Here is a 13,121-nt window from a genome sequence, read left to right on the forward strand (position 1 = left end):
AGACTTTAACAATCTGTGGCTTTTTTAATTTAGTTAGTTAGCAAAACCTCTAAAGAACTTCTAAAAAGTAATTCATCATTTCTTCTTTAAGATCATAGTGCAATTTGATATAAGTACGCATATCTTCTCTTAATGTACGCTGTTCATTTTGTAAACGTCCATCTATGTTTTCGTTAAAGTCTACGTTTATGATATTTGCCATTTTATTACGACATCTATGTAGCAACTTAGATATAGCATCCTTTTCTATCATTATACGGTTTTGAAAAACTTCGAGTTTTACCATTGCCATCGGGTCTGGTTCACGCTGAACTATTTCTTCTAGTTTTTCTTCAAAGGTGTCCATTTCATTAAAATGAAATCTCAGTTCTCGCTTCCAGGTTTCTATATTAAACTTCAAATCGCTTAAATACATTACTTTACTTTGCATATTTCTAGTATTTAGGTGGTTATTAATTCGTGTTGTTTTACTAATTCCTTTTGAACATGAGTAGGTACGGCATTATATCCTAAAAATTTCGTTGAATATGTTCCTCTACCTTGAGTTATTGATCGTAGCTGACTAGAAAAATCAGTTAATTCTGCAGACGGTATAGTACATTTTAATATTTGATAATGTGCTTCTGTCTCAATACCTTGAATAACTGCTCTTCTACTTTGCAATTCTGTCATTACACTACCTACCATTTGTTCAGGAGCTCTTAACTCCATCTGTTCAATTGGTTCGAGTAATTTAGGATTAGCATTTAAAAAGGCATCTTTAAATGCATGAGCTCCGGCAATTTTAAAAGATATATCATTAGAATCTACAGCATGCATCTTACCGTCGTACACCATTACTCTAACATCTCTAATGTAAGATTTTGTTAGTGGTCCAGATTCCATTACCTCTAATATTCCTTTCATTATTGAAGGTAGGTAGCGTTGATCAATAACACCACCAACTATACAATTATAAAATACGAGTTTACCGTCCCAAGGAAGATTAACTTCTTCCTTACCTCTTAATGAAAATCCTTCTGGTTCTGGCATACCTTCATAATATGGTTCTATTTTTAAATGAACTTGACCAAATTGACCAGATCCACCACTCTGCTTTTTGTGGCGGTAATTTGCGGTTGCACTTCTTTGAATGGTTTCTCTATATGAAATTTTCGGTGCTTCAAATCTTGGTTTTACATCGTAAATATTTTCTAGTAACCAATTTAATGTTGATAAATGCAATTCACCCTGAGTACCAACTAAAGTTTGATGAGTTTCATTGTTGTAACTTAAATCAACCGTTAAGTCTTGACTATGAATTCTCTTTAGAGCTTCACTTAACTTTTCTTCTTCGCTTGAGTTTTCAGCAAATACAGCTTTAACTAATCTAGGTTGAGGGAACTTAATTGGCTTTATTGTTCCTGCTTCTGGAGAAGCCGCAAGCGTATCATTAGTTTCAGTATACTTCAACTTAGTAGTAGCTCCTATATCACCCACGGTTAGCTTTTCAACTGAGTGCTTTTGTTTACCATCCATGATATAAAGCTGATTCAAAGTTTCAGATTCACCAGTTCTTGTGTTATATAGCTTGTCATTAGCTTTAACTTCACCTGACATCACCTTAAAGAACGTAATTTGCCCTAAGTTTGGTTGATATATATTTTTGAATATAAACAATGAGGTTTCACCATTTAAATCTGGTTTTATTAATTCGCCCTCAATAGTTTGCTCTGGTTTTAAATCAGCCGCTGCTGGTGCTACATTATCAATGAAGCCCATCAATCTACCTGTACCCATATCTTTAAGTGCAGATACACAGAATACTGGGAAGAAATCATGATTAAGCATACCAAGCTTAATTCCCTTTCTTAATTCTTCTTCATTTAATGTTCCCTTATCAAAATAAAGTTCCATTAACTCCTCATCATTCTCAGCTGCTTTTTCAACCAATTCATTATGAAGCATATTTGCATACTCTAACTGATCCTCTGGAATTGGTAATTTTTCTGGTTTACCTCCTTCAGGTCCAAATTTGTAGCATTTCATTTTTAATACATCTATAATGCATTGTGCACCATCTAATTTTATTGGATATTGAACCAATACAGCATTTTTGCCCACTAATTCTTTCAGGCTATTGAAACTCATTTCAAAATTTGCCTTTTCACTATCTATTTTATTTATTACAAATAGAGTTGGTTTGTGATATTTATCGACATAATTCCAAATTATCTCAGTCCCAATATCAGCGCCATGTTTCGCATTTATTACTGTTACAATTGTATCTGCAACACGTATAGAAGACATTATTTCACCAATAAAATCATCTAAGCCTGGTGTATCAATTATGTTGATTTTGTAATTACGCCATTCTGTGTGCAAAGGGGTAGCAAAAACAGAAGCACCGCGTTGGTGCTCAAATTCATGGTAATCCGAAATTGTATTTTGTTGCTCTACAGTGCCACGTCTGTTGATAAGACCAGCCTCATAGAGCATAGTCTCAGATAAGGTGGTTTTGCCGGCACGATGGGTACCAACAAAGGCCACATTTTTAATGTGCTTATTATCGAATACTTTCATATATAGTGTGATTTTTGAATATTAAAATTCCTTGAAAATTGCATCAATAAAGGTACTTTTACTTTACGTTTAAAAACATGACATAAGTTAGGTTTTGAATATTTTTAAAGAATCAAATGGTGAATTCTCAAGATAAAAAAATATTGCAAGAAATGTTTAATGGCTATCAGGGCACTCCACTACTTTGGCAAGACAAAATGGTATTTGATATGGAGCAATATGTGCCGGATTCGACGTCCAAGGCCTTCTTTAAAGATAAGGAATTTAATTCAATTCGTCTTGGGAATTTAGTAGAAAAGTTTGTGTCATTTCAGATACAAAATCTATCTAATGCAGAAATAATTGCAGAGAACTTACAGATAAATAAAGAAAAGGAAACTATTGGTGAGCTAGATATCTTGTTTCTTCTAGAACAACAACCTATTCATTTAGAAATTATTTATAAATTCTATCTGTTCGATTCTAATGCTGATCCTAATGATTCACTTGGGCATTGGATTGGACCCAACAGAAGAGATAGTTTGATTTACAAGCTCAATAAGTTAAAAAATAGGCAATTACCACTTCTCTTTAAACCTGAAACTATTTTAGCAATTAAAAACTTAGGTATTGATGTTGCTAATATTAAGCAACTTACATGTTTTAAAGCACAGCTTTTTGTACCCTATAAAAGTAATGTAGAAAAGCTTAATCCTTTAAATGACCAGTGTATTACAGGTAATTATTTAAATTATAAATTAATAGAGTGCCTAAAGAATTGTCAATTTTATATACCTACTAAACTAGAATGGCTGTGCAAACCCAGAAGTAATGTAAAATGGTTAAATTCTAATACAGCAAATGCTGAAATCATGAAGTTTATCAATGAAAATAGATCACCTCTTATTTGGGTAAAACAGAAAGATAATAGCTTACAAAAATATTTTATTACATGGTGGTGAATTTTAAATAAGAAAAAACGTGCATTATTTTTACAAAATATATAAACCCTATGGGTTTCTAAGTCAATTTGTTAACAACCAGAAAAAAAGGAAAAGTAAGCATCTTTTAGGTGAGCTTGGTGAATTTCCTAAAGATACTATGGCTGTTGGTAGATTAGACGAAAAATCTGAAGGTTTGTTGTTACTGACAACTGATGGCAAGTTTAGCCAATTGATAACAAGTTCTAAAATTGAAAAAGAATACCACGTTATGGTAGATGGTATCATTGACGAAAAAGCAATTACTGAATTAAGAAATGGTGTGAATATTACTGTTAAAGGTGAATCCTATAAAACACAGTCTTGCAATGTTTCATTATTATCTAATACAAGCCACATTATTGATAGGTTTGTGAGAGAAGAACGTCATGGTCCGACCTCATGGATTTCAATTACATTAAAAGAAGGTAAATATAGACAGGTAAGGAAAATGACTGCCAAGGTAGGATTTCCAACACTACGTTTGGTAAGAGTACGTATTGGAAATTATAAATTAGAATGCATGAAACCTGGAGATATTTCTAAACTTAATTATTAGAAGCTTCGTCATTGTCTTCCTTATCTCCTGCTTTAGGTTTTATTACAGTTTTTTGATTATTGAAGATTATCCTAGCTTTCACACCAGTTAAGAGATTCCACTCTTTTGAAGAAATTACTTTTCCTGCATCATCATAAACTACAAATTCAGCTGTATTTGGGCCAGAATCACCTTGATTAAGCGCTATGATATCTACTATATTTTTACCTTCTGCCAGGTTAACTTCAACTCTTCTGTAACTGTTAGTAAGTAACAGATTATGTTTTACTATATAACCATTTAATACAATCTGCACCCTGTCACCATCAGGAAACTCATGATCTCTGCATACTATATTAACAAACTTTGTATCCACATTGTGCTCGCCAAGAAACTGATCTGACATTGTTTTGATCACACCACCTTTTACAAGTTCTTTCTTCCAACGTTTTTCGTAAATCTCACCTGGACTTTTTAAACCATCATCATAAACCATAGAGAATGGCTTCTCAGATTCTTTCATTTTAAAGTTCTTAGTGTCGTTTTTAGAACCTGAATTTTTATCGTCTTCCTTTTCTAATTTTGGTGCTACCTTTATTCTTAATGGAATGGAGTCTTTTTCCTTATCTGACTTCTCGGCAGGAATTCTTATGGATTTAGTCTTCTTGTCCTTAACTTGAGAATACACCATTGTGGCACATAACATGCTAAAAACAATTAATATAGATTTGAGTGTTTTCACTTTTATTTAGACTAGAATTCTTTTTTAAACTTGTGCTCAAAAACTGTACCTATTTCAAAATAAACGCTAAAAAATATAATTCCTTACAAAAAAACGTTAAAACTTACCGTTAAAACTTATTCTCAATTTCCTGTTATATTCTTCAAAAAGCCAATCTTTATAATTATCTGTACTATTCATAATACAGTAACTATATTGTTTGATACGGTATGCAATATCATCTTGTAGCAACTTAGTTAATGCCCTTGCATCGTATACATCCTCGCTGTTTTCAATACACATTTGAGAATGTTGGGCAATTGATCGTTCAATGACCGTAAAAGACTTTTTACCTGAGTTAATTACATCTTTATAAGTGGCTTTAACATCAAACTCCAAGCTCGGAGAGTTTTTAAATTGTTCCTTTACAGAATCTGGCATAACATAAACAAAGTCGCGTTCTAATAACTCATCATCAATAATATTCTCCAGATATAAATCCGGATATTTAAAAATGTGTTGCCAGTCAACAGGTTGGCTCCAAGGTCCAAATCTTGCAATATTGTTACCAAGATCTATAACTTGAAAAGTGGTTCTGTCTTTAAAAATTCTGCTACCACGACCAATCATCTGAAAATATAGAGTTAATGACCGAGTAGCTCTATTAAGTATGATTGATTCTACAGTTGGTTCATCAAATCCGGTGGTGAGAATACTGACCGAAGTCAACACAGCATCTGGAGTATTTTTAAACCACTTCAAAATATCCTTACGCTCTTGTTTACTAGCAGTATTGTCTAAATGCTGTACGTTATAACCAGCTTTCTTAAATGTATAATATACTTCCTTTGACGTATATATACCATTATTAAAAATCAGTGTTTTTTTCCCTTTTGCTAATTCTTCATAGGCCGTTAGCAACTTAGATTGCATTAATGTATTGGTGTAAAGTGCTTCAGAAGACTTTACTGTATAATCTCCATTAATACCTATTTTTAATGAGGTTAAACCAACATCATAGTGAAATAAATCCGCTGTAGCTAAAAATCCATTCTTAATAAGTGTAGCAATATCATCACCAACTATAAGTTTATCATAGTTATCTTTCATTGGTAACTTAATATTACTACTTAAAGGTGTTGCAGTAACTCCCAATATAAAGCAGTTCTCAAAAAATTTGAACAGCTTTCTAAATGAGTTATAATGAGCCTCGTCAATGATAACAAGTCCAACATTATTCAACTCAAAATCTTTATCTGACAATCTATTATTAAGTGTTTCAACCATTGCTACAAAACACTTGTAATCTTCTTGATCTGGTAAGGTTTTAACCTTACTGTTTATGACTTTATTCTTAACCTTAAATCCTGTAAGAACATTCGAAGTTTGTCTACACAACTCAATACGATGCGTTAAGATTACCACCTTTTTATTGTGTTTTTCAATGTACCGTCTTACTATCTCAGAAAAAATTACAGTCTTCCCTCCTCCTGTTGGTAATTGATACAGCAAATTAAAATTATCATCTTCCTCATCCATTACATCAAAAATGCGGTTGAGATCCTTAATCTGATAATCATAAAGGCGCTTCTCTGTAATATTCTCGTTTAACGTTCCTGTAGACATTGAAAATTGCTAAGTCATTAATTTTGCAAAAATAGCACATTGTAAGTGTTTCTGGTAGCTATTGTTAATAACCTTTAACAAGATTGGTATTGTTCTTGTGCCTTTACAGTACTAACATTTTAAATATTCAAATTATGAAAACTTCACGAAGACAATCTGCGACGGTCAACGCAGGTTCTATGGCAGACATTGCTTTTTTATTACTTATTTTCTTTTTAGTAACCACTACAATATCTGCAGACAAAGGAATTTTACGACAATTATCTGCAGAATGTCCTCCAGGAACAAATTGCAAAGCAGATATCGCGGAAAGGAATTTATTGAGAATTAATATTAATGCTGAAAATGAAATAATGGTAAAGAATGAAATCGTCCCTATTGAGAAATTAAAACAATTCGTAATTGAGTTCGTTGATAATAACGGCTCAGATTCTTGTGGTTATTGTAATGGAAATAAGAATGAACAATCTTCAGATCATCCCAAAAAGGCAGTCATATCTCTGAGCCATGATGCATTAACATCTTAAGAAGCATTTGTAGCTGTACAAGATGAATTAACAAAAGCATACTTCCATTTAAGAGAAAAATATGCTGAACGGTTTTTTAATAAGGCTCCTAACGAGTTATCTAAATATGAACTATTTACAGTTAAAAAGGCGTACCCTTTCATTGTTTCAGAAGTTAAAATAATTCGTAAATAGTTAAAGTCTGTTAAATTACTACTATGCAATGCAAAGTACTGTAACAAATTAATTTTTGTGTCGTCTATATTGTGTAATCAATTAAAAACGAAAATCATGAGAACATTAGACAACAATCAATTAACAGGTACAACAGTAGGGACAAAAAGCCATACTTGGAACAACAAAAGACGTTATAGATAATAACGTAATTCATCAATCATTAAATCAAACAATTATGAGAACATTAGACAACAATCAATTAACAGGTACTACAGTAGGTACAAAAAGTCATGCCTGGAACAGTAAAAGACGTTATAGATAATAACGTAATTCATCAATCACTAAATCAAACAGTTATGAGAGCTTTATCAAAAATTGTCAATACATCTAACAGTTTAGATGATGACTTAGAAACTATCAAGTTATGAGAATTGAACCTAATCAAAGTCAATCAAAGTAAAAAGCCAGTTTATTAAATAAACTGGCTTTTATTTTATTGTAGAATCTTTAGATTATTCCTTAATAATTTTTTGAACAAAACTACTGGTCGCAGTACTTAGTTTAATAAAGTAAATACCGGTACTTAATTCTGATAATGAAATTCTATTTAGTGTATTAACAGGTAACTCACCTAATTTAACACTCTGACCTAGAGCATTTACAACTTCGTAATCCAACACTTCACTAATGTTTTGTGTACGAATATTTAATTCGTCCTTAACTGGGTTTGGATAAATTGAAACATAATCTCCTAGTGAGTTATCATCAATACTAAGTGGATCCAATGCTTTAAATAAAACTGATTCGCTAGCGCCAAAATCACCTCCTGCTATTATTACATTTCCATCTCCATCCTCTAAACTATAAGAACCACTTCCAAATCCACAACAAATACCATCTCCAAATGAATCTAAAATTGTAAATGTATAACATTCATCAAATGCAGGAATTGAAATTGTCTCTTGGTAAGTAGTGGCATTGGCATATGCTGATCCTCCACTACTAATTAACACCCCCAAACTATTTCTTACCTCCCATGTGGTCTCACTTGCATAATTGTCTGTAGTGATATTAAGAATGATGTCATTGGTTGAGTACTCTGGTGAAACTTCAAATGAAAATGCGAAATTGTCATTTGATGTGTTTTCATCTGTTACTCCATTAGGATTAGATACCATAATAGTAAACGTATGGTTTCCTGGTGCTAAACTATTATATACAGGATTTGCTACTATTTCACTCTGACCAGTTGCCAAGTTTCCTGTCCAATTAATTGTTGTGCTCGGTTCAGCATCAAGGTAATAAGATACAGTTGCTGAGGTTAAATTTAAATTACCAGGATTTATCAGAGTAACATCAGGTGTAAATCCTGCATTACATAATAATGCATCATTAGTACCTGCAGATGTTCTAGCATCATTGTCGTATGTTTCTAAACTAGGGTATTGGCCCACTTCAGTCACTCCAGTATCTCCTGGATCTAACCAATCTCTTAATCTTGAAGATGCTGAACTACCAAAATCCCATGCTACACCAAAACGACCATAAAAGTCATATTGACCGTTATTCGCTGTACCACTACAAGCGGCTGCACCACCCGAAAGCACACCAATTAATTCGCCATTTTCGTTAAATAAACCAGAACCAGAAGATCCAGGTTCTGTTACACCAAGTTCCCACTCATCAATATACCACATTTGTGTATTAGAATTGCCGTTAAAATTTACAACTGCTCTGTATGCGCCATCATCCTCTCTACATACCTTTTGGATATCACCACTTGGATGGTGTATTCCAAAATTAACATTTGGTGTTTGCGTTGTTGAATTATTCCAACCTACCCAAACAACATCTGGATTGTTATTAAAGAAACTTGTATCTGTAATTTCTACTAATGCCATATCAGATTGAGAGCTATTTGCTCTTAAAACTGCTCCACTTACGGTTTGATTAAATGAACCATTTGTACTATTTGTAAAGGTTCCACATGATGGGTTTGGACTTCTCCAATTAAATCGAAAAGCCCACCCAGTAGAAAAACCACAATGGTTGGCTGTCATAAAATAGGGTGTTCCATCATTATTAGTATTATTCACTAAAGTACCAGAACAAAATCCAGTATTACCAGTTACGAGCATACCCGCAGCTTTTTTAATATTTTCTTTTACAGTATCTAAACCATATGGATCAGCACCTGTAGGCGTTATATCACAATCTACATCGTGATTACAAGCTCCAGAATCATTAAGAGCCTTTTGGTAAGTTTCAGCAGTTCTGTAACCATGGATCACAGAGCCTACTGTTAATTTTGCTTGTCCAAAAACGTTAGCTGGTTGGTGGTACTCTATCCATGCTTGATCTCCCTCAACTAGCCATGTACCCAACACTTCTTCAGGGTTGTTATTGTGATGTGTAAAAGGTCTAATAATATCTGTTTTTTCATTATTGTAGACATACAATTTGGCACCTTCAGGTATCCAAAAAACATCAAAGAAAAAGTTTAATGACAATGCTCCTTCAGATGTATAAGACATTCTCCATACCTTATCTCCATTAGGTAAAGTCGTCCATTCACCTATTTCATTGAAATTGTGATCAACGTACAATTCGTGTCCAAAACGCCATGGTTTTGACTTGTCTTTGTCATTAATTAAATCTTCATCTTGAATACTCTTCAAGTCGAATGATTGAAGTTTAAATGGTTTTGAACTTGCAGTAAATTCATTGGGCTGTTTCCAGCTTGGTGGCTTAACATCATCCGGTATTATTTGCGCGAATGAAAATGCTGAAACGCAAAGCACCAACAATAGTAGTTTGTTTTTCATTTTAGATAATTTTTTTAGCGTTCCCAATTTACCAATTTAATTGGAAAGCATTAAGATATTTTTAACTTTTGTGGATTGTGACTGTACAAAGCACTAAAAATTCCGATAAACTAATAAGCGACCAACTCTTTTAAAACATCATTAAGCTTAGATTTAGCTAAATATTGATCTTCTAATTGTTGAGCAAACGGAATAGGTGTTTCCATACTTGCCAAGCGTTTAACTGGAGCATCTAAAAACTCAAAGCATTCTTCCATAATTAATGCTGAGATATCGCTCGCAATACCACCAAACAAAGAGTCCTCTTGCAGAATAAGCACTTTGCCTGTTTTCTTAACTGAATGTATTATTGATTCTATGTCTAACGGTTGTAGTGTTCTTAAATCAATAAGATCAGCAGATATTTCAGAATTAGCATCTAGTGATTCAATAGCCCAATGCACACCAGCTCCATATGTAATTATACTTATATCCTCACCTTCTCTAACCTTAGAAGCCTTACCAAATGGCAATGTGTAGTAATCAGTTGGCACGTTTTGACGTATGCTTCTATATAATGCCTTATGCTCAAAGAACATTACCGGATTTGGATCATTAATTGCAGTTGCTAACAACCCTTTAGCATCAAAAGGAAATGCTGGGTATACTACTTTGAGTCCAGGTGTTTTTGTAAACCAGGCTTCATTTGTCTGAGAATGAAAAGGACCTGCTCCTACACCAGCACCGCATGGCATACGTACAACAACATCAGCACATTGTTGCCATCTGTAATGTGATTTTGCTAAATAATTTACAATTGGATTAAACCCAGAGGTTACAAAGTCTGAAAACTGCATTTCTACAACGGCTTTTAAACCTGCAATAGATAATCCCATGCCAGCTTCAACTATAGCAGATTCACAAATAGGCGTATTTCTAACTCGTTCTTTTCCAAATTGTTCAACAAAGCCTTCTGTAATTTTAAAAACACCACCATATTCAGCAATATCCTGTCCCATAATAACAAGATCTTTGTGCTTTTCCATTGATTGTTTTAATCCTTCTGAAATTGCGTCAATCAATCTTAACTCATTTACTTTTTTATTAGGTGCAATATCTTGATATTCAAATGATTTATAAACATCACTTAATTCATCACTTTTATTCGGCGTGATAACTTCTTCAGCATAAGCTGACTCCAATGATCTATCTATATCTGCTTTTATTTCGGAGCTATACTGCTCTTCGATTTCTTGATTTAAAATCTTCTTACTAAACAAGTAACTTCGGAAATTTTCAATAGGATCTTTAGCTTCCCATTCTTTCATTAATTCATTCGGCACATACTTTGTACCACTCGCCTCTTCATGACCTCTTCTTCTAAATGTTTTAAATTCAATAAGGATTGGTCTTGGACGCTTTCTTATACTTTCAGCTAATTTCTTAACCTTAGTATAAGTCTCAATTATATTATTGCCATCTAATATAAAAGACTCCATGCCATAACCTTTACCTCTATCTGCTATATGTTTGCAACGGTATTGTTCATTTGTTGGTGTTGATAATCCATAACCATTGTTTTCAACACAAAAAATTACAGGCAATTGCCAAACAGCAGCAACATTTAAAGCCTCATGAAAATCTCCCTCACTAGTACCTCCTTCACCTGTAAAAACCGCTGTAACTTGTCCGTTTTTTTTAAGAAGGTTAGCTAATGCTATACCATCAGCAACTCCTAATTGCGGACCTAAATGAGAAATCATTCCCACGATATTATAGTCTTGTGTTCCGAAATGAAAAGATCTATCACGACCTTTGGTAAAACCACTCGCTTTTCCTTGCCACTGACAAAACAAACGATGTAATGGGATTTCACGTGTTGTAAAAACCCCTAAATTCCTGTGCATCGGAAGTATATACTCACTCGGTTTTAGGGCCATTGTTACTCCAACAGAAATAGCCTCTTGTCCTATACCAGAAAACCATTTTGAAATTTTGCCTTGCCTAAGAAGAATTAACATCTTTTCTTCAATTAACCTTGGCCTTAGCATATTGTAATAAAGTCTCAGTAAAACTTTATCATTTAAATCCCTTTTATCGTAATTAATATTGCTCTTAGTTATGGTGGGCATAATGCATTTTAAAGATTATCTCAAATGTAAATAAATTTGATGCAACATTTATATAAACACCTTTAAATTGTAAATAAATCGGACCTAATATTTTAGTAGTATTTTCGTTAGATTTGTATATTGAAGAAAAATAAAACACAATCTAATGGATAGAATACCTAGCGTAGATTTAATGGATTTCATTTCTAATGATCCTAAGCGAAAGCAAAAGTTTATAAACGAAATAGGAAAGGCATACGAAGAAATTGGTTTTGTTGCCTTAAAAGGCCATTTTTTGGACGACAATTTGGTAGATAGACTTTACAATGAAGTAAAAAAGTTTTTTAGTTTGCCAGTTGAAACAAAAAGAAGTTATGAAATCCCTGGGATTGGTGGTCAAAGAGGCTATGTCTCTTTTGGGAAAGAAAGTGCCAAGGGAAAGAAAGAAGGCGATTTAAAAGAGTTCTGGCATTTTGGACAATACGTGGAGGATGATGAAGAAAGGAAAAAAGAATATCCTGATAATGTAGATGTTAAAGAAGTACCTGAATTTAATAAAGTTGGTAAAGAGGCATATCAAATGCTGGAGAAGACTGCAAAGTATGTATTGCGCGCTTTAGCATTGCATTTAAATTTGGAAGAAACCTATTTTGACGAGTACATACATAACGGTAATTCTATATTAAGACCTATTCATTATCCACCAATTATTGAAGAACCTGAGAATGCCGTGCGAGCAGCAGCTCATGGTGATATAAATCTCATTACTTTATTAATGGGAGCACAAGGTCGAGGCCTTCAAGTACAAAGACATGATGGTGAGTGGATTGATGCTATTGCAGAACCAGATGAATTAATGATTAATGTTGGCGACATGCTTTCACGACATACAAACAATAGGTTAAAATCTACTATTCATAGAGTTGTAAATCCACCACGTGAACTTTGGGGAACTTCTAGATATTCAATACCTTTTTTTATGCACCCAATTAGTGAAATGAAATTAGATGTATTGGATAGTTGTGTTGACGAAAAGAATCCTAAACAATTCGATGATATTACTGCAGGTGAGTTTTTAAATGAACGACTTGTTGAACTTGGCTTGATAAAGAAATAG

General features: G+C 33.4%; 12 protein-coding genes. 5 read left to right on the forward strand and 7 right to left on the reverse strand.

Annotated features, from left to right (window positions below):
• Positions 1 to 49: 49 nt before the first annotated feature.
• Entirely contained in the window at positions 50 to 430 is a 381-nt protein-coding gene (locus tag LBV24_RS07665; RefSeq protein ID WP_224478024.1) for a hypothetical protein, read from the reverse strand.
• A gap of 11 nt (positions 431 to 441) precedes the next feature.
• A complete protein-coding gene (locus LBV24_RS07670) occupies positions 442 to 2,562 on the reverse strand; it encodes an elongation factor G (RefSeq protein WP_224478025.1) in 2,121 nt (706 codons plus the stop codon).
• Positions 2,563 to 2,678: 116 nt separating this feature from the next.
• Here LBV24_RS07670 and LBV24_RS07675 point away from each other — a divergent pair, with 116 nt between their 5' ends.
• Both LBV24_RS07675 and LBV24_RS07680 read left to right on the forward strand, forming a co-directional pair.
• The gene (locus LBV24_RS07675; protein ID WP_224478026.1) at positions 2,679 to 3,503 is read left to right on the forward strand and encodes a DUF1853 family protein; all 825 of its coding nucleotides are present in this window, start codon (positions 2,679 to 2,681) and stop codon (positions 3,501 to 3,503) included.
• A 19-nt stretch (positions 3,504 to 3,522) separates the two neighbouring features.
• Positions 3,523 to 4,080 (forward strand): pseudouridine synthase, encoded by a 558-nt coding sequence (locus LBV24_RS07680; protein ID WP_224478027.1) that lies wholly within the window; start codon positions 3,523 to 3,525, stop codon positions 4,078 to 4,080.
• Here the strand turns inward: LBV24_RS07680 and LBV24_RS07685 are convergent.
• A complete protein-coding gene (locus LBV24_RS07685) occupies positions 4,070 to 4,801 on the reverse strand; it encodes a hypothetical protein (RefSeq protein WP_224478028.1) in 732 nt (243 codons plus the stop codon). The two genes, LBV24_RS07680 and LBV24_RS07685, sit on opposite strands and share 11 nt — an antisense overlap.
• A gap of 96 nt (positions 4,802 to 4,897) precedes the next feature.
• Positions 4,898 to 6,406: a DEAD/DEAH box helicase gene (locus tag LBV24_RS07690; RefSeq protein WP_224478030.1), complete on the reverse strand. Its 1,509-nt coding sequence runs from the start codon at positions 6,404 to 6,406 to the stop codon at positions 4,898 to 4,900.
• 134 nt (positions 6,407 to 6,540) lie between these two features.
• On the opposite strand from LBV24_RS07690, the gene LBV24_RS07695 reads away from it, so the two are divergent.
• Entirely contained in the window at positions 6,541 to 6,933 is a 393-nt protein-coding gene (locus tag LBV24_RS07695) for an ExbD/TolR family protein (protein WP_224478031.1), read from the forward strand.
• Here the strand turns inward: LBV24_RS07695 and LBV24_RS07700 are convergent.
• Positions 6,930 to 7,076 carry a hypothetical protein gene (locus LBV24_RS07700; RefSeq protein ID WP_224478032.1) on the reverse strand — a complete coding sequence of 49 codons (147 nt, stop codon included), beginning with the start codon at positions 7,074 to 7,076 and terminating at the stop codon, positions 6,930 to 6,932. The two genes, LBV24_RS07695 and LBV24_RS07700, sit on opposite strands and share 4 nt — an antisense overlap.
• A gap of 303 nt (positions 7,077 to 7,379) precedes the next feature.
• Between LBV24_RS07700 and LBV24_RS07705 the strand changes: the two genes are divergently transcribed.
• The gene (locus tag LBV24_RS07705) at positions 7,380 to 7,517 is read left to right on the forward strand and encodes a hypothetical protein (RefSeq protein WP_224478033.1); all 138 of its coding nucleotides are present in this window, start codon (positions 7,380 to 7,382) and stop codon (positions 7,515 to 7,517) included.
• Positions 7,518 to 7,601: 84 nt separating this feature from the next.
• Here LBV24_RS07705 and LBV24_RS07710 read toward each other — a convergent pair whose 3' ends face one another.
• Both LBV24_RS07710 and LBV24_RS07715 read right to left on the reverse strand, forming a co-directional pair.
• Complete coding sequence (locus tag LBV24_RS07710) at positions 7,602 to 9,914, reverse strand: T9SS type A sorting domain-containing protein (protein ID WP_224478034.1); 2,313 nt, start codon at positions 9,912 to 9,914, stop codon at positions 7,602 to 7,604.
• A 110-nt stretch (positions 9,915 to 10,024) separates the two neighbouring features.
• Positions 10,025 to 12,025, reverse strand: a complete 2,001-nt coding sequence (locus LBV24_RS07715) for an alpha-ketoacid dehydrogenase subunit alpha/beta (RefSeq protein WP_224478035.1) — start codon at positions 12,023 to 12,025, stop codon at positions 10,025 to 10,027.
• 145 nt (positions 12,026 to 12,170) lie between these two features.
• Between LBV24_RS07715 and LBV24_RS07720 the strand changes: the two genes are divergently transcribed.
• Positions 12,171 to 13,121 (forward strand): isopenicillin N synthase family dioxygenase, encoded by a 951-nt coding sequence (locus tag LBV24_RS07720; RefSeq protein ID WP_224478036.1) that lies wholly within the window; start codon positions 12,171 to 12,173, stop codon positions 13,119 to 13,121.

Origin of the sequence: Winogradskyella vincentii, assembly GCF_020166345.1 — a bacterium.
In the GTDB taxonomy this organism is placed as follows: Bacteria; Bacteroidota; Bacteroidia; order Flavobacteriales; family Flavobacteriaceae; genus Winogradskyella; species Winogradskyella vincentii.